17 protein-coding genes and 1 pseudogene are annotated in these 18388 nt (G+C 38.3%); 8 read left to right on the top strand and 10 right to left on the bottom strand.

The window, feature by feature from the left end:
• Positions 1 to 154 precede the first annotated feature (154 nt).
• Positions 155 to 1306 carry an aminotransferase A gene (locus AKG34_RS05445; protein WP_053345140.1) on the top strand — a complete coding sequence of 384 codons (1152 nt, stop codon included), beginning with the start codon at positions 155 to 157 and terminating at the stop codon, positions 1304 to 1306.
• Between the two features lie 100 nt (positions 1307 to 1406).
• Here AKG34_RS05445 and AKG34_RS05440 read toward each other — a convergent pair whose 3' ends face one another.
• The 6 genes and pseudogenes from AKG34_RS05440 to AKG34_RS05415 form a co-directional block, all read right to left on the bottom strand.
• Positions 1407 to 1772 carry a hypothetical protein gene (locus AKG34_RS05440; RefSeq protein ID WP_053345139.1) on the bottom strand — a complete coding sequence of 122 codons (366 nt, stop codon included), beginning with the start codon at positions 1770 to 1772 and terminating at the stop codon, positions 1407 to 1409.
• 67 nt (positions 1773 to 1839) lie between these two features.
• Positions 1840 to 2706 (bottom strand): NAD(P)-dependent oxidoreductase, encoded by an 867-nt coding sequence (locus AKG34_RS05435; RefSeq protein ID WP_053348006.1) that lies wholly within the window; start codon positions 2704 to 2706, stop codon positions 1840 to 1842.
• A gap of 47 nt (positions 2707 to 2753) precedes the next feature.
• A pseudogene (locus AKG34_RS05430) lies at positions 2754 to 3540 on the bottom strand (SDR family oxidoreductase).
• Between the two features lie 316 nt (positions 3541 to 3856).
• Positions 3857 to 5575: a phosphoenolpyruvate--protein phosphotransferase gene (gene ptsP / locus AKG34_RS05425; protein WP_053345138.1), complete on the bottom strand. Its 1719-nt coding sequence runs from the start codon at positions 5573 to 5575 to the stop codon at positions 3857 to 3859.
• Complete coding sequence (locus AKG34_RS05420) at positions 5575 to 5841, bottom strand: phosphocarrier protein HPr (RefSeq protein WP_053345137.1); 267 nt, start codon at positions 5839 to 5841, stop codon at positions 5575 to 5577. The genes ptsP and AKG34_RS05420 overlap by 1 nt, the downstream gene beginning before the upstream one ends.
• A 216-nt stretch (positions 5842 to 6057) precedes the next feature.
• Positions 6058 to 6756 (bottom strand): ABC transporter permease, encoded by a 699-nt coding sequence (locus tag AKG34_RS05415; protein WP_053345136.1) that lies wholly within the window; start codon positions 6754 to 6756, stop codon positions 6058 to 6060.
• Positions 6757 to 6890: 134 nt separating this feature from the next.
• Between AKG34_RS05415 and AKG34_RS05410 the strand changes: the two genes are divergently transcribed.
• Both AKG34_RS05410 and AKG34_RS05405 read left to right on the top strand, forming a co-directional pair.
• Positions 6891 to 7718 carry a thermonuclease family protein gene (locus AKG34_RS05410; RefSeq protein ID WP_053345135.1) on the top strand — a complete coding sequence of 276 codons (828 nt, stop codon included), beginning with the start codon at positions 6891 to 6893 and terminating at the stop codon, positions 7716 to 7718.
• 522 nt (positions 7719 to 8240) lie between these two features.
• Positions 8241 to 8732, top strand: a complete 492-nt coding sequence (locus AKG34_RS05405; RefSeq protein ID WP_053345134.1) for a sigma-70 family RNA polymerase sigma factor — start codon at positions 8241 to 8243, stop codon at positions 8730 to 8732.
• A 51-nt stretch (positions 8733 to 8783) separates the two neighbouring features.
• Here AKG34_RS05405 and AKG34_RS05400 read toward each other — a convergent pair whose 3' ends face one another.
• Positions 8784 to 8978: a protein YkzS gene (locus AKG34_RS05400; RefSeq protein ID WP_053345133.1), complete on the bottom strand. Its 195-nt coding sequence runs from the start codon at positions 8976 to 8978 to the stop codon at positions 8784 to 8786.
• 456 nt (positions 8979 to 9434) lie between these two features.
• On the opposite strand from AKG34_RS05400, the gene AKG34_RS26565 reads away from it, so the two are divergent.
• Positions 9435 to 9611 carry a YkvS family protein gene (locus AKG34_RS26565; RefSeq protein WP_082527747.1) on the top strand — a complete coding sequence of 59 codons (177 nt, stop codon included), beginning with the start codon at positions 9435 to 9437 and terminating at the stop codon, positions 9609 to 9611.
• Between the two features lie 205 nt (positions 9612 to 9816).
• Positions 9817 to 10443 (top strand): DUF8580 domain-containing lipoprotein, encoded by a 627-nt coding sequence (locus AKG34_RS05395; protein ID WP_152952243.1) that lies wholly within the window; start codon positions 9817 to 9819, stop codon positions 10441 to 10443.
• 56 nt (positions 10444 to 10499) lie between these two features.
• Here AKG34_RS05395 and AKG34_RS05390 read toward each other — a convergent pair whose 3' ends face one another.
• From AKG34_RS05390 to AKG34_RS05380, 3 genes are all read right to left on the bottom strand, one after another.
• Complete coding sequence (locus tag AKG34_RS05390; RefSeq protein ID WP_053345131.1) at positions 10500 to 11543, bottom strand: YkvI family membrane protein; 1044 nt, start codon at positions 11541 to 11543, stop codon at positions 10500 to 10502.
• 391 nt (positions 11544 to 11934) lie between these two features.
• On the bottom strand, positions 11935 to 13629 hold the full coding sequence (locus AKG34_RS05385) for a M3 family oligoendopeptidase (RefSeq protein WP_053345130.1): 1695 nt from the start codon (positions 13627 to 13629) through the stop codon (positions 11935 to 11937).
• A gap of 303 nt (positions 13630 to 13932) precedes the next feature.
• Positions 13933 to 14370: a MarR family winged helix-turn-helix transcriptional regulator gene (locus AKG34_RS05380; RefSeq protein WP_053345129.1), complete on the bottom strand. Its 438-nt coding sequence runs from the start codon at positions 14368 to 14370 to the stop codon at positions 13933 to 13935.
• Between the two features lie 155 nt (positions 14371 to 14525).
• Here AKG34_RS05380 and AKG34_RS05375 point away from each other — a divergent pair, with 155 nt between their 5' ends.
• The 3 genes from AKG34_RS05375 to AKG34_RS05365 all read left to right on the top strand — a co-directional run bounded on the left by AKG34_RS05375 (position 14526) and on the right by AKG34_RS05365 (position 18265).
• Positions 14526 to 16025, top strand: a complete 1500-nt coding sequence (locus AKG34_RS05375) for an ATP-binding protein (protein WP_053345128.1) — start codon at positions 14526 to 14528, stop codon at positions 16023 to 16025.
• A 150-nt stretch (positions 16026 to 16175) separates the two neighbouring features.
• Positions 16176 to 17399, top strand: coding sequence for an MFS transporter (locus AKG34_RS05370; protein WP_053345127.1), 1224 nt, complete (start codon positions 16176 to 16178; stop codon positions 17397 to 17399).
• Between the two features lie 134 nt (positions 17400 to 17533).
• On the top strand, positions 17534 to 18265 hold the full coding sequence (locus tag AKG34_RS05365; RefSeq protein ID WP_053345126.1) for a ZIP family metal transporter: 732 nt from the start codon (positions 17534 to 17536) through the stop codon (positions 18263 to 18265).
• Positions 18266 to 18388: the final 123 nt, after the last annotated feature.

Raw genomic sequence — 18388 nt, 5'->3', positions numbered from 1 at the left:
TCAACCCTCAAAATTTTCTTAATTCTCATTATACCTTTATTTCATTAATCTCAAAAAGTATTTCTCCCCCATCCAAACTAAATGATAAAATAGAGTGAATCCGTCAAACATAGTACATAATCTCATGAAGTATGAAAAGGGAGGATATTCATAGATGGAGCATTTAGTAAACCCTCTAGTAAAAGAAGTTCAAATATCAGGAATCCGTAAATTTTACAATATGGTCGCTGATATCGAAGGAACCATTTCCTTAACGATAGGACAGCCAGATTTTCCAACCCCGCTGCATATTAAAGAAGCGGCCAAACAAGCTATTGATAATGATTATACGGTTTATACTCATAATGCCGGTTATTTAGAATTAAGGGAAGCCGCATCTGAATATGTAAAAGATAAATACCAGCTTACCTATGATCCAGCGAATGAAGTCATAGTAACTTCAGGTGCAAGCGAGGGTATCGACGTTACATTCCGGACCATTCTCACCCCCGGGAATGAAGTGATACTCCCTGGCCCTGTATATCCAGGCTATGAACCGATTATCAAAATGTGTGGAGCAGCCCCTATCTATGCGGATACAACCAAAAATGGATTTCGTTTAACTGCAGATATCATTGAACAATACATAACTGATAATACACGATGCATCGTTCTGCCGTATCCTTCAAATCCAACTGGAGTCACATTGTCTGCTGACGAATTAAAGGATATCGCCGAGCTCGTACGGGACAAAGATATCTTCATTTTGGCGGATGAGATATACAGCGAGCTCGTATTTGATCAAAAACATGTATCGATTGCCACTTATTTAAAGGACCAAACCATCGTCTTAAACGGTTTATCCAAGTCTCATTCGATGACTGGTTGGAGAATTGGCCTTCTATTTGCGCCTGTAGCTATCTCTCAGCATATTCTAAAGGTCCATCAATATAATGTGACCTGTGCCTCTTCCATTTCTCAAAGAGCTGCTTTGGCTGCTTTAACAGCAGGCAAGAATGATGCCCTTCCCATGAAGTCCGAGTATGCCCTGAGAAGAGAATACGTATACAACCGCTTACAAGCAATGAATTTAGAAATAGTCAAACCAAATGGTGCCTTTTACTTCTTTGTGAAGCTGCCTGAAGGTTTCACTTCTTCACTTGAATTCTGTCTCAAACTTGTGAAACAGGAAAAAGTGGCTGTAGTCCCCGGTGATGCTTTTTCTTCACTAGGTGAAGGGTACTTTAGGATTTCATATGCGTATTCAATGGAAACTCTGAAAATGGCTTTAGACCGTATTGAAGCTTTTTTACTTAAGAATAATTGAACAAAAAAGTGGCCTTCAATTGATTGAACTATTGAAGGCCACTTTCCTATTCTTAAAAATTTTCATGCTACTAACAATTCTCCACAAAACTTTTTATTGGTTAATATAATCTCCGTAAAAACCGAATTTCGCGATAACCTTCTTCCTTATTTGTTGTCGTAAGGCTCACCTCAACGATCGATCCAAGTAAATCTGCCATCACTTCTTCAAATTCCTTTGCGGAACGCGGCTTCGAATGACCTAAACTTTTTAACTCACGCATCAGAATCTGGAAACCGGCATTTGTTTCAATATGGCTGAATTTCACCGGCAGAATTAGTGGACTTTCATTCATTAATTTTAACTCCCATCGAATGGGCTTTGTTTGGTTAATGGTTTTTTCGCGTTTAAAACCTTCAATCCGAACAATGTATCGGCCATCTTCTAATTCTTGAAATTTCATGTTAATGTCATCGAATTCGCCCATAAACGATCGCTCCTTTTTGTAAAGGCTGTCGCTTTCAGCTTATTCATAAGAAAGAGAAGGTAGCACTTTAATTATTATAGTGTTTATATAAAGCCTGAGTACCGCTATTTTCCTCTCCAGCTTCTGCAAGGTTCTCATATAAGGATTTGCTCAAGGTTAATCCAGGAGCATCCATTCCCATTCTTTCCGCTTCATCAAGTGCAATTTTCATATCTTTAATAAAATGCTTGATATAAAAACCAGGTTCAAAATCACCTTTTACCATTCGAGGTACAAGATTAGACAATGACCAGCTTCCGGCAGCCCCCGATGATATGCTCAGCAGAACGCGGTCTGGATCCAAACCTGCCTTTTTGGCATAAGAGATCGCTTCAGTAACCCCGATCATATTAGATGCAATTGCAATTTGATTACACATTTTCGTGTGCTGTCCCGATCCCGCTGGACCTTGATAGACAACATTGCTGCCGATGATATCAAAAATTGTCTGAATAGATTCGAAGGCCTTAATGTCTCCGCCGACCATAATGGTAAGTTTCGCATCCCTTGCACCGATATCCCCTCCAGAAACGGGGGCATCAAGTGCTTCCATGCCTTTTTTCTTCGCTTCTTCGGCTATTCTTACGGCCAAAGAAGGCGTGGAGGTAGTCATATCAATTAAATAGGTACCCTTTTTTCCATTCTCGATAAGCCCATGTTCACCAAGATATATTTCTTCGACATCGCTTGGGTATCCAACCATGGAGATAATTACGTTAGTTTGCTGTGCGATTTCCTTAGGTGTTGTTGCCCATTTTGCCCCCTGAGAGATTAGATTGCTTGCCTTTTCTTTCGTCCTAGTATAGACATATACCTCATATCCTGCCTTTAGTAGATTTCCGGCCATGCTTTTTCCCATTACTCCTATACCAATAAATCCGATTACTGTGTTCATTTTCGTCAAGACCAATCTCCTCAATTCTACTTATATTAATTACTTTATTAAATAGACTTTACCATGCCTCCATCAACTAAATAGGACTGGCCAGTTAAGTATGTATTAGCCCCTGAGACAAGGAAAGTAACGAATCTCGCAAATTCCTCAGGTTCCCCATAACGGCCAAGAGGGATTTTATTTATCGATTTTTCAGTAATTTCTTCAGTAGTGACTCCCTGTTTCTCTGCATTAAATTGATCAAGATGCTGAATGCGGTCTGTTGCGATTCTACCCGGACCAACCGTATTGATTAATATCTGGTCTGGAGCTAACTCAGAAGCTAACGTTTTTGATAATCCAACAATTGCAGTCCGGAATGTATTCGATAATACAAGTCCTGGAATCGGCTCCTTAATAGACGAAGAAGCAATATTAACAATTTTACCACCTTGTTTTTTTAGATATGGCAGGCTCTCTCGAATCGTCCGAATGAAGCTCAGTAAATTCAGTTCGAAAGATTGTTGCCATTCTTCATCATTGAAATCAGAAAATGCCCCCCCCTGGAGGACCTCCAGCGTTATTAATAAGGATATCAATACCCCCAAATTCTACTGCAGTTTGCTCAACTAAGGTTTTAATATCTACAGGTTTTGTTATATCCGTTACCATATAAGCCACTTTGCCTGCCCCAAGCTGTGATAATTCTCTTTGCACAGCCGCAAGTTTTTTTTCATCACGGCTGGCAAGCATGACATTGGCTCCTTCTTTAACTAGTTCTGCCGCTATTGCCTTCCCCAATCCTTGGCTTGAAGCCAAAATCAAAGCATTTTTCTTTTGCAAATGTAAGTCCATTCCAAATCCCCCATTTTCATTAAAACATACTTTCATTATATCGTTTCATTCGAAAAGTGAAAAATCTGAATAATCATTTTTCGTGTGTTTTTTTGAAGTTCTCTTAAAACACACAAAAAATTGCCGGTTGGGAAGCCCAACCGGCGTCAAAGGGGGAAATGAGAATGTCAGCTGCTCTAATCGAGCTAAACAACTGTGCTTGCTTTTATATACCCACATGGTGTTTCATTAAACATTTTTTTAAAAAAAAGTAATATAAAATTTTACAGCACTTCATCCGAGGATTTCTCTGTGGATGAAGTGCTGACTTTTTTGATTATATATTTACTGCTTTAAGTACAGCTTCTTTCACTTTATCATTTGTATCCATCACTAAAACATCCTGAGACAGTTTTTTCATCTCATCAAGCGAAAGTTGGCTAATCAAGGAGCGTGCTTTTAGAATCGAAGTGGCACTCATGGAAAATTCGTCGAGACCCATTCCGATTAAAATTGGAATAGCTACTTCATCTCCTGCCATCTCGCCACACATTCCAGCCCATTTTCCTTCTTTATGAGCTGCATCAATGACCATTTTAACCAGGCGTAGAATCGCTGGATTATATGGCTGATATAAATAAGAAACTCTCTCATTCATTCTATCAGCAGCCATTGTATACTGAATCAGGTCGTTCGTGCCTATGCTAAAGAAATCGACTTCCTTAGCAAAAATGTCTGCCATAACCGCAGTTGATGGAATTTCAACCATGATTCCGACCTCAATTTTCTCAGCAACTTGGACACCATTATCAAGTAATTCTTGCTTCACTTCTGCCAAGATGGCTTTAGCCTCCCGGAATTCAGACAATGTAGCAATCATCGGAAACATGATCTTTAAGTCTCCGTAGATACTTGCCCGAAGCAGGGCACGAAGCTGGGTCCGGAAAATCTCTTGCTCATTTAAACAGAGACGAATCGCGCGGTATCCAAGGAATGGATTCATTTCCTTAGGAAGCTGTAAATATGGCAACTCTTTGTCTCCGCCTATATCAAGCGTTCTGACGACAACAGACTTTCCTGCCATACCTTCCAGTACAGTTTTGTATGCTTCGAACTGCTCTTCTTCACTTGGAAAGTCATTTCTGCCCATATAAAGAAACTCCGTCCGATATAAGCCGATTCCTTCACCGCCATTTTGGCGAACACCTTCTAGGTCCTTAGGCGTGCCGATATTGGCAGCCAGTTCAACATGATGACCGTCTTGTGTAACCGTTTGTTCATGAACTAGCTTCGCCCACTCAGCTTTTTGTGAAGCATAGGCTTCCTGGGCCTCTTCATAGCGTTTCACGAGTTCAGGGGTAGGATTAATATGCACTTCACCCTTCAAGCCATCTACAATGATCAAATCGCCATTTACAATGGAATCGGTTACCGATTTAGCCCCAACAACAGCGGGGATTTCTAATGAACGTGCCATAATTGCTGAATGAGATGTACGTCCACCGATATCGGTCGTAAATCCTTTAACGTAAACTGGGTTCAATTGAGCTGTATCAGAAGGCGTCAAATCCTCAGCAATGATGATCACTTCTTCAGCAATCATGCTAGGATTTGGAATATGTACGCCTAAAAGATGCGACAGCACCCGTTTCGTAACGTCACGAATATCTGCAGCACGTTCCTTCATATATTCATTATCCATTTGTTCAAACATAGTAATGAACATGCTTGCAGTTTCATGTAAAGAAAACTCAGCATTGACGTTTTCCGATTGAATTTTATCCTGAATTGGAGTTATAAGTTCCGGATCAGCCAATACAAGTAGGTGTGCGTCAAAAATGGCAGCCTTATCTGCTCCTAAATCCTGTTCGGCTTTATCCCTTATTACTTTTAATTCAACTGTTGATTTTTGAATAGCTTCCTTAAAACGGGATATTTCCGCCTCGACATCTTCTATGCTTCTTTTTTCAACTGATAATTCTGGTTCAATTAGTCGATAGGCTTTAGCGATGGCTATTCCGTTAGAAGCTGCTATTCCACTTATCAAAGTGGACATTATTCTGCTAATCCTTCTCTGTTCAATGTGTCAGTTAGTGTTTTAAGAGCATCATTTTCATCGCTTCCTTCAGCAGAAATAGTAATTTCTGCTCCTTTACCAATACCTAGAGACATTACACCCATAATAGACTTAAGGTTCACTTTTTTCTCTTTATGTGCAAGGTTAATTTCTGAATCAAACTTTCCGGCAGCTTGTACAAGCAATGTAGCTGGACGAGCATGTATACCTGTTTCTGCAGTTACTGTAAATGTTTTTTCTACCATATAAATCAATCTCCTTTAAGATAAAATAACAAAAAATAGGTTATGTAAGTGGTATTCCCTATTCGGTTAGAAAAAGTAACGAAAAAAGAAATGCCCTCTTCCTTTTCAGAATAGCATTATCATACCCAACAAACAAACCAAAACTATCTAGTACCTAAAAAATAGTACAAAAATATGGATAGAACTGCAACTATTACTTTGCAGGTTCCTTAATGTTTAAATGGATAGCTGTGCATTTTTGGTAAAAAAAGCTCTAAAACTCAGCATAATGAAAAGAATCACAGTTAACGAAACACTGCCGAGAATACCAATAAGTATGGCAATTTGGTACTCAATTGCGATGAGTGGACTGATCCCCGACAGAATTTGCCCTGTCATCATTCCTGGAAGGAAAATAATTCCCATACCGAGCATATTATTCAGGGTGGGCAGCACGGCTGAATCAAATGCTGCATCGACATATTTTTTGACCGCTTTTGCTGGAGTGACTCCAAGCATCAACATTGCTTCTACCTTTTCACGATTACTAGTAATCCCGTCATGCAGGTTTTTTAACGCTAATGTAACTCCAGTCATCGCATTCCCGACAATCATTCCTGCAATCGGGATAAAATACCGCGGCTCATACCATGGAGTGAAATGAATGACGACTAGATTAAAATAAAACAAAGCGGCCAAGGGGCCTGTCAGCATACTAAGAATAACCATTCGTTTGATTTTCTTATTAAGCGTAAATGATATTTGCTTAAAAATATTATGGATTGAGAAAAGGGACATCGCACATAAAAACCCTATAGAAAGTAATGGGTTTGGATTTTCAAATATATACGTCAATACATAACCGGCGAGAATGAGTTGGACCGTCATCCGAACCGTAGCGAGAATGATTTGCCACGATTTTATTATAAGAAACATTCGTCATAGTAGATAGTAAAGTTTGTAAAAACTTGATGAGTTTTCATTTTCTTTCCCATTTTAATAGGTTAGTATTATTCCTGCCCACATATCCATGACTACATGGAAAATATCTTTGAACTGGAGGCTTAATAATGAACCGTAATTCCTTTTCTCATTCTTATCTGCATGTGCTTCTCCTGATTGCCATCTGCATGATCACTTTAGTTGGCTGCCAGGAGGTATCAGATAACTTAACTAATGAATCAACTAAACAAGAGGATTCGACGTCCAATTCAGACACAAAATCCAGCAGCGATTCTTCAAATGAAGAAAAAGGCAAGACGTTCACGGCCAAGATTGTCAGGGTCATCGACGGAGATACAGTAAAAATTAAACTACCGAGTGGAAATGAAGAAACGGTCAGGCTTCTATTAATAGATACACCAGAAACCGTACATCCCTCTAAGCCTGTTCAGCCTTTTGGACCTGAAGCAAGCAAGTTCACCAAAGAGTTAATGCCTGCAGGCTCGGAAGTCGAAGTAGAAACCGGCATCAGTGAGAGAGATAAATATGGACGGCTGCTGGCCTATTTTTATGTAGATGGAAAAATGGTGAATAAACTCCTGCTTGAAAAAGGACTAGCCCGTGTCGCCTATGTTTATGCCCCGAACACAAAATATATTGATGAATTAGAGGGTATTCAGAAACAAGCCCAAAAAGAAGAAATAGGCATCTGGTCGATAGAAAACTATGCAACCTCAAAAGGATTTGATGATTCGAATACTGAAGTAGTAACAGAGAAAAAGAACGCTAAAAGCTCATCTTGCAGTAAACCTGAAATTAAAGGTAATATAAATTCTAAGGGCGATAAAATCTATCACATACCTACTGGCCAATATTACGAAATAACTAAACCAGAAGAACTTTTTTGTACCGAACAAGACGCTCTAAATGCTGGATTCCGTAAATCGCAGCGTTAACAAAATACATCACCCTGAATTTTTTTTGCTAGATCTCACCTAAAATACAAAAGGTTAAATGGGTACATATCTGTTCTTAGTATTAGTTCCCGCTAGGTAAAATTCCAGACTAATCTTCAACTTCTCGAGAAAGTTGACCACTATCTATTACTAACTTTTATAATTAATAGTGAGAAAATTATCTGGTAAAAGAAAAGAACAGCCTCATATGTTTACGGCTTTACTTTGAATGAAGATGAAAAGTCATCAACCGGATCTGAAAACCTGTCGGAAAATGAATTAGTAAATTTATTTAACACATCCAAGCATTTGGATGTGTTTTTATTTGATCATCCCGAACATACAAAAATCCTTACAATACTTATAAATTTCACTTGATTAAATTACTATTTAAATTCATAAAACTCATCTTTTATTTCATCCATTTTCCCATTAGGCTATTTCGCTATTGTTGGGAGAATTACTTAAGGTAAAAGCACCCGGGAATACATGTAAAGTGCACTTTTCCAAAGGTGTAGCCTAATGGAAGATTTCTCAGCTGTAACGGTTGAATTCACCCCTATGATTCATCACATTATCCGCTCTCTCTCAATCTATAAAAATAAGGATGATTTTTTTCAAATTGGTTTGATTGCCTTATGGGAGTCATATGAGAAGTTCAATGAAGAAAACGGAAAATTCTCGAACTTTGCATATACCGTAATAAAAGGCAGGATCATTAACGAGCTAAAGCGTCATCATAAATATGAAACACATACCAGGCCATTTGATTCCGCTATCCTTGAAGTTAAGGACCGTTTTACCATACATGAAGAGGCTTTCGTTTTAGAAAATATCTTAATCTATACGGAAACCTTGACACTAAACCAGCAACGGTGGCTACTCCAGACATTTATTGGGAATAAAACCATATCCGAAATTGCTGATATGTATCAGGTAACCACTGCAGCCGTCAAATCATGGCGTAAATCCGCCCTCCTTAAATTAAGAAAAAAAACGGATTTTTCTTGGTAAATAGGACAAGGGGTGGCTCATCATACTGAGCCACCCCTAATATCCATTCCCTTAACTTCTCGCTTCTTCTAAATAAGTATAAATTATTTCACCGTTATGCTGGGCATTTCCTCGAAAATGTTTAAAGTCTTCTCTTTTCACAAGCACTTCACGAAAACCTAAAAAGTCTTCCTTTTTTATCCTGAATTCATCCATTTCACGGTTTGCCAATTTATCAAGTACATCTTTCGCTTCTTGAGCATCCATTCTAATATCCTCCTTAATTTTTAAACGTTTCAATAATAATCAGACAGGAGAAATTCCGTTTCTATTTTAACATAAGCCTAACTCTAAATATAAATTAGATTTTTTTGTTCCTTACTTTACTACATTATTCTTTACGAAACACCCAAAATAGTGCAAACTGTATAGTAAAATATCATAATGTAAATTGATTGGCATTTTAAATACCACCTATTTACATACAGGTTGGCATAGCTGCGCTTACATAAGATACCAAAATATGCCATATCATTACTACTGCTTTATTCAATTTTTACTTTCTTTAAAAGTTCAACCTACTGCTCTGCCGACCGAAGAGATATCTAATTCTCTTACTTGCACTCCCCAGGTCAAAATCTAAACGGCAAGATGTTCGAATAATCCAATTACTCCATAGTTACTTTTTGATCATTGAAAATGAAATGGGAAAGGATGATTACCATGAAGAAAGCGGAAGTCGGAAATATCATTGAATTTAGAGAAGGCTTACAAGGAATCGTCGAGAAAGTGAACGAGAACTCAGTAATCGTGGACGTCACGTATATGGAAAATTACCGTGATTTAGAACTTGAACAGAAAACGGTCGTCAATCATAAGAACTATAAAATCATAGGGTAATTTAACGTAATCAAACGGAATGGTTTCTCAAACCATTCCGTTTTCAATTTAGTTAATTAATAATTCGTTCAAATCTGTTATTTTTTGTAACTTTTTTTCATTTCATACCGTCTATATATAAAATTTGATTCGTCACCAGACCTTTGGAAGGCATGAAATCACTTAACACACATTAGAAAACATTCAAGAAAGTTGAGGAAAAAAGATGACTAATTGGACACCTTATTTAGGTGGAGCCACATTGGCTGCATTTCTGCTGACTGGCTGTGGGACTACCACAGATGACAAGACGGCTGAGCCACAGGAAGATTCAGTGAAGGAAGAGAACAAAGGCGGTGCTTCTAATGGCAATGATAGCAGTTCCGACCATAACAACAAAGTAAGACTAATGGAACAAAATCTGCAATATACAAGTAATGGGCAGGCTAAAGAAGAAACAGCTTTCTTAAAAAATAGCGATAATCAACCATTCAGCCTCTATGTTCTGCAGCAATATAAGTTAAGTGCTGAGAAACCAGGTAAAGATATAGTATTCCTAACTACAGATGACTCCATTTTTATGAGAATTGAATTATTAACGGGTGATGTTAATTGGGATGAAGTCGAAGAAAATGTCCAAACCCAACTGAAAAGTTTTTCAGAAACAATTGAGGATCCAGCACTTGACGTTGATAACGGGTCGGGATTTGAAGTCGTAAGAGGGGATGATGTGATTACATCCATTTTGCTCAAAGGTGAAAAATCTCCTGTCCGCTTAACAATGTTCACTAAGAGGAATCAAGATTACCGAGATGCCTTTCTAGAGATGGCTAAAACTCTGATGAAAAAATAATAATTCATTGAATCCAGACGGAGGGAAAAGCTCATACCTTCTTTTCCCTCCATTTTTCATTTCTCCTTCCCTGCCTTGCTTTTCCAGACTAGCATTAAAAAAAGCAGACTTATGTATCCAAATACCGGGTAGATATATCCTAATAGCCTTCCATATCCGTATTCACTGATGATCAAAGCTATTAAAAAAATAATAGCTATGATTAGCATGCTTGGTACTTTAACATAGCTGCTAATTTGCCTTTGTAATCCATAAATATTCCCAATAACCGAAGTGAAGATTTCCCCGTAAATCACCAAAATAAACATCCAATATAACTGCCCAGCTGCAGTTCTCATAATAACCGCCGAAGGAATTTCATAGCTAGCTACATCTGGAAGTGTCATAAGTGAAAAATGCCCAGTTAGTAAGATTATAGTGAGAAAGATACCACCAAGGATGGCCCCATGCTTAATAATCTTTTCGTCGCGGACTTCATTGGCAACTGGAACCAGAACGGCCTGCGCTAAAGCCAGGTTAAAGGCTGTATATGCAAATGGGGAGAAAATCATTTTCAAGGAAATCCCTTCATCAGGAACTTGCGTAAGAAAAGACAAAAAGTCACCATTTCCCAAAGTAGAGAAAAAGAGAATCAAACTAAAACAGATCATGATTGGAACAACAAAAGAATTGACTGTAAAAACGCCGCGCATCCCCATCATCAGAACTAATGATGCCAAGATGATGGTAGACCAGCTTCCCACACTTTTAGGAACACCAAGTTGTTCCTCGAAAACTGCCCCTGAACCCGAAATCATGACGGCCGTCACACCTAACAGCATGATAAGGAAAAAGATATTGATGATTCCTGCTAACTTCTTACCGAATAAAAATTGATTGAACTCTTCATAAGAAGTAGCTCTTATCCTTGTAGAAATAAGCATGATCTTCGTTCCGGTAAAAATAAAAATATAACCTGCTATTAAAATCCCGATAAAGCCATAAATGCCATAACGGGTAAAAAACTCGACAATCTCTCTTCCAGTTGCAAAACCAGCTCCAACGACTGTACCTACATAAACGGCTGCAATCTGAAAAATCCCTGACCACCTTGACAGCATACTTTCCCCTCCTCCCTACATTTATATGTCAGGTGGAGGCATTTAAGACAAGCCAAGTAATATTCCCTATTGATTTAGGCTCTGTAAAATAATCTTGTTGATATTAAACTCTTTCAAACAATATATAAAGTAGACTTATTTTAGAGCTGCCTCTTTTAAACTTTCTAAGAACATTAACCTTAAACACAGCACTAAGTAAATGAGAAATGAATAGTATCTAATAGCCTAAAACAATAGATACATGTTAGTTCACTGGCAGGGAACGTAAAAAAACGCTTAAGGAAAAATATCCTCAAGCGTTTTAACACAACGATTAAGTTGTGGCTCATCATGGAATTTATTGTGATACTTACAAAAAATATTTCCACTTAAAACTCAGCTCAATCACCTTTTATAATGTTTGATCATCGACAGAGGAAAGCCATTCATCGATCACCTTGACCACGGACTGAACTGTCCCATCAGCAAATGGTGACTTCAGATTCGCCGATTCTACGAGACCAAGGAAAGACTTGCTGCCTCCGAGTTGGCACAGATTCAAATAATCTTCCCAAGCCGCCACATCCCCCTCTACTGATCTTTTCCAAAATTGGAAGGCGCAGATTTGAGCCAATGCATAGTCGATATAATAAAATGGAGACTGATAGATATGGCTCTGACGCTGCCAATATCCTCCATTTTCTAAAAATTCATTTCCTTCATAATCACGGTGAGGCAAATAATCCTTCTCGATTTTACGCCACGCCTGTCTTCTTTCAAGTGGAGAGGCGTCGGGAGTTTCATAGACGAAGTGCTGAAATTCATCCACAGCTACCCCATATGGCAGGAATACAAGTGAGCTACTTAAATGAGAGAACTTATACTTTTCTGTATCTTCTTTAAAAAACAGCTCCATCCATGGCCATGTAAGAAATTCCATGCTCATCGAATGGATCTCACAAGCCTCATATGTAGGCCAGTAATATTCCGGAATATCGTGGTCACGGCTCCGGTATACTTGGAATGCATGACCCGCCTCATGTGTTAAAACATCTATATCTCCGGAGGTCCCATTGAAATTTGAAAAGATAAATGGAGCTTTGTAATCTTCTATGAAGGTACAGTAACCACCACTTTCTTTTCCCTTCTTCGCCACAAGGTCCATCAAATTGTTATCTATCATAAAATTAAAAAACTCATTCGTTTCAGTTGAAAGTTCACGGTACATCGTTTTGCCATTTTCGATGATCCACTCCGCATCACCTTTAGGGATCGCATTCCCCGTTCTAAATTGAAAATTTTCATCAAAATAGCATAGATTCTCCAATCCAAGCCGTTCACGCTGACGTTCCTTCAATCGGGTAACAAGCGGTACCACATCCTCTTTCACCTGCTTACGGAATGCAGCAGCCATCTCCGCATTATAATCAGTCCTTGTCATTCGATTATATCCGAGCTCGACGAAATTTTTATACCCTAGCATAGTCGCAATCTCATGCCGTACTTTCACAAGTTCATCAAATATTCGATCCAATTCTGCCTGTTGTTTTTCAAAGAAGCTGTAATATGCTTCACTTGCATTTTTTCTTAACTCACGGTCCGCTGACTCCATAAAAGGCTGAAGCTGTGCAAGTGTACGCTCCTCTCCTTCAAATTCAATTTTTGCAGAGGCGATTAACTGTGAATATTCGCTTGATAGTTTATTTTCTTTTTGCAGATGCGGAATAATCTCAGGTGAAAACGTTTTGAGTTGGGCCTCTGCCAGGTCAAACAGTTGTTTCCCCCATTTCATCTCAAGCTCCCGACGAAACTTCGACCGAACAAGCTCAGTATAAAATATGGAAGTCAGCTCCTCCATTTCAGGAGAGAATTCATCTAAATAGTCGTTCTCAGCTTTATAAAATTCATCATTTGTATCAATGGAATGTCGAATATAGACCAAATTTAACATGGTACCTACATAATTTCGAATTTCATTTATTTCTTCCATCGCTTTCACTTGAATGTCTATTTCTTGTGCATCCCTAAACTTCTCCAAAACTTTCGTGAACTTCGATTTGATTTCATCCATTTCAGGACGTTTATATTCATACTCATTAAATTTCATATGTACACTCCTTTTTATACATTTTATCTAAGACATTTGCCTAAATACCACAATTACCATCAATAGAAGCCGTCTTATACATCCTCCTTTTAATGGTTATCGTGATCTAGTTAAATTCGCCACAGTAAAAAGAAAAACCTGCCTATACCTAGAAACAAAAACGGATTTCCCTAGCCATGTTCCACCTTGTATGTGCTAACCAAACCAGGTAAACCCACAGGTTTATTTGTGCGAGAAAATCGATAAAACGACGAAAAAAAAACCAGCACCTAATTTATTAATTAAAGGTGCTGGTTTAATAAGCTACTTTTGAGCGGAATAACCAATTTTTTTTAGTAATTCTATCACGGTAGCCTTTTCCTCTTTTGTAAGAACACTCATGATATCGTCGATTCTTTTTTCATGCTCAGGAAATACTCCTTCAATAAAGGCCTTTCCCTTATCCGTTATTTTGGCAAAAGTTACACGGCGGTCTTCTTTACATGCTATCCGCTGTAGATATTCCTTTTGTTCGAGCTTATCCACGACATATGTTATACTACCGCTCGCGAGCAGGATTTTTCCACCTATTTGCTGAAGAGGTTGATCACCTTTATGATAAAGCAATTCTAGTACTGCAAACTCTGTTGGATTCAAACCCTCTTCAGCTATATGTTTATTTACAACATCATTAATGGACCGATGAGCTCTCGACATCACAATAAACAGCTTTAAAGACTGTTGGATGTTATTATTCTCCATAACTTCACAACCTTAAAATTTTTAATTAAAATATCTTGAATTAAAAGTTATTATATGACATTACGGCTTCTTTGTCAATTTGACTAATCAGTATGTACTATTGTTTAATCATACAGTTTGATATACTAGAAAAAAAAGTTAAAGTAGTGACAATCATGAAAACTAGGCATAAATTTACCACATATCTGCTTATTGTTATTTTACCATTAATTATTCTATCTATCATTTTTTGGATGTACTTAGAACAATCCATCCATAAAGAGCGACAAGATCAAGCTGAATGGGTTGGATCAGTTTGTCAAGAATACATAGACGAAGTTATCAGTGAAACGAAAGAAAATCTGGAACTGCTTAGTCTTAGCAGTTCTGTTCTATATATGGAGGATAAAAAAACAAAACTCCTTATGAACTGGATTAAAGATACAGATCCGAGGTACGCAGGAGTATATTGGCTAAATCAAGATGGCATTTCTATTTCAGGGACAAATAAGGATTTCCTCCATTACTTTTTAATTGAACAGGATGATATAGACAAGGCAGTTGAAACCCAAAAAGCCGTTGTTGTTGGGAAGAGGGAGCTAAATAACTCGAGTTTTAATTATTTTACCATTTTCGCCCCTATTTTGGATAAAGACAAAAAGGTTCAAGGTTTTTTATTAGCACATATTAGGTTGGATTATATAGAAAATGGTTTAAAAATGCTTATCCCTAATCAATCGGTGAAACTAGAAACGAGCAATAAAACTCGCATTCTGGAGATAAATGCCGAAGGAGTTACTGGAAATTCAACATGGGTGAATGTTCCTTTGACTGAAGTAGATTGGACTTTTTCCGTTAAAATGCCCGACCAGCTTAACACCATCAACATGAATGTTTTTTTAATTTTTGTCTTTTTCACATTCTTTATTACTCACATGATATATACAGTTGTGGAGGAACAAATCGTTCGTAGAGAGAAGAAAAAACAAAAGCAATTAAACGAAATGCAGAAAATTGATTTTGTCGGTACACTGGCGGCTAGTACTGCACATGAAATAAAAAATCCCCTCACCGGCATTAAGGGACTAGTCCAATTACTTGTTGAAAAACACCCTGAAGAACAAGACCAGTTTTATTATTCTGTCATCATGAAAGAAATTGAACGAATAAATAGCATTGTCAGCGAGTTTTTAATTTTAGGAAAACCCATAGTACATACTTTATCCTTATACGATATTCGCAGTATTATTGCTGAATTAAGACCAATAATAGAATCCGAAGCACGTTACTTAAATATTGAGGTGGAATGGAACATCGTAAAGGAACCAATCATGGTTTATTGTACAAAGGACCAACTCAAACAAGTCATTCTTAATATTACCAAAAATGGCCTGGAGGCAATGGAGCTTGGCAAAAAGCTAACCATACAAATTTACAGAGAAAATGAAAAGGCAAAAATAGAAATCATCGACACTGGGCATGGGCTGAATGAAAAAGACATCAGTAAAGTGTTCGAGCCATTCTACACGTCCAAAAAAGAAGGAACTGGATTAGGTCTTTTCGTGTGCAAGCGAATTATTGAACTTTTTAATGGAACGATCGAGCTTACAAGTAAACCTTTAAAAGGTACAACAGTTATTATTAGTTTACCCATATTAAATGACAACTTGGAGTAATACGATCATTTATGAGTTTATTTCTCATATGCTGGGCATTACGAACACTAACAATTGATTTAAACAAGGGTGTAATACATACAGAGCACACTTACGAACGAATGATTGAAATATGTAGGATTCTTATTTTAGAAAGAAGGAAATATACATATGGCAAGTATCACAGCAATTAAACCTGAACCGCAAAAAAAAGATATGACACTGAAGATCATGATTATCATAGGAATATGTCATTTAATGAATGATTCCCTTCAGGCCGTTGTACCGGCCATGTTTCCCATTCTTGAAAAATCAATGTCTCTAACGTATACACAGCTAGGGATGATTGCATTCTGCTTGAATATCGTCTCATCGCTTCTCCAACCTGCAGTTGGCTTTTATACAGATAAAAAGCCCCTTCCCTATGCATTACCTATTGGATTGACCAGCACTTTAATCGGGGTCATCCTTCTCGCACTTGCACCAAACTATACTATAATCCTTGGTGCAGTCATTCTAATGGGCTTTGGGTCAGCCATTTTCCATCCGGAAGGCTCCAGGGTTGCATACATGGCTGGAGGTCCTAGGAGAGGACTGGCACAATCAATTTATCAGGTTGGTGGGAATAGCGGGCAAGCTCTTGCCCCTCTCATTACTGCCATCGTACTTGTTCCATTTGGTCAAAAAGGTGCACTTTGGTTTGCCTTAGTTGCCTTTACAGCCGTTATGCTGTTACTGTATATTGCCAAATGGTATTCTCAAAAGCTGGTGCACTTCAAGCCGAAAAAGGTTGCAGCTAAAGTAATTAATAAAGAGCGCTCCCATAAAGTGGCCAAAGCTCTGGTCTTAATTTTATTCATTATTTTTGCCCGTTCCTGGTATGTCTCTTGCATGACGAACTTTTACAGTTTTTATTTAATTGAGCAGCATTTATTCACGATAAAATCCGCACAGATCTTCCTATTCGCCTTTTTAGCTGCTGGGGCTGTAGGAACATTTTTTGGCGGACCTCTTGCTGACCGGTTCGGCCGTAAAAACGTGATTTTCTTTTCTTTCGCTGCCAGTACGCCTTTAACCGCTCTGTTGCCATTCGTCCCGCCTACAGCCGCCTTTATCCTATTATTGATCGCGGGATTTATTATTATGAGCAGCTTTTCAGTTACCGTAATCTACGCACAGGAATTAGTTCCAGGCAAAGTAGGAACAATGGCTGGCTTGACCGTCGGCCTAGCATTTGGAATGGGCGCCATAGGATCTGTTTCATTGGGGGCAATTGCAGATGTCATCGGAATCGCATCCATGATTAAGCTTGTAGGATTCTTGCCTTTGTTAGGAATCATCAGTTTGTTGCTACCAACTGATCTCACTCTAAAAAAATGGTATGCCGAAGAATAAAACACATAAAGAATTACAGTACTACCAAATGAGTTTTTCCTGGAACCTATTTTTATCATCTCAATACAAAAAATTATTGTTTCACTCAGAAAACACACAAAAGTAACGATAAGTACCATACAAAGGAGAAATTTATGAGTGGAATTTTATTAGGCAGCATCCTATCTGCTATGTCTACAGGGGCCGGTGCGTTACCCATCTTGTTCATTCAAGGTTCAATCACACATCGCTTTAGAGACACGCTTCTGGCATTTACTGCCGGTATTATGATGGCTGCTTCGTTACTGAGCCTGATTCCCGAGTCTTTAGCCACTGGGGGGTATATTCAGCTTGTTATTGGGGTTTTTCTCGGGGTCATGACATTAACAATTATGGAGAAAAACATTCCACATATCGATCTCAGTCATACGAAAAGTGGCATTCAATTCGATGAAAAGGCTTTGCTTATCATTACAGCCATTACACTGCATAATATCCCGGAAGGTCTCTCTGTTGGGGTCAGTTACGCCTCAGATGCGGCTGATACGGGCAATTTAATTGCTTTTGCTATCGGTCTGCAAAATGCTCCGGAAGGTTTGCTTGTCGCCTTGTTTTTAATCAATCAAAAAATCGGAAAGTTTACGGCGTTCATCATAGCCACTTTAACCGGTACCATCGAAATAATCACAGGCCTAATAGGTTTTTATTTAACTTCTTACATTGGTTTTTTAGTTCCATACGGCCTCGCTTTCGCCGCTGGTGCTATGCTTTTCATCGTCTATAAAGAATTAATCCCTGAAAGCCATGGGGATGGAAATGAGCGCACATCCACCTATTCCTTCATTGTCGGCCTATTGTTTATGGTTATATTATTGGAAATTTTATAATTCTCGTGCATTCATGGCTGGCCCTTTAAAATGAGTCAGCCTTTAGTTTTTGCATCTCAGACTAATGATATATTTTTAAAGTTGTCATTTAAGCCAGATACACCTATGAAGCTGCCTTCATAC

Source organism: Peribacillus butanolivorans (assembly GCF_001273755.1).
Lineage (GTDB): Bacteria > Bacillota > Bacilli > Bacillales > DSM-1321 > Peribacillus > Peribacillus butanolivorans.
Note: the sequence above shows the minus strand (reverse complement) of the source record. Positions and strands in the feature narration are given on the sequence as shown.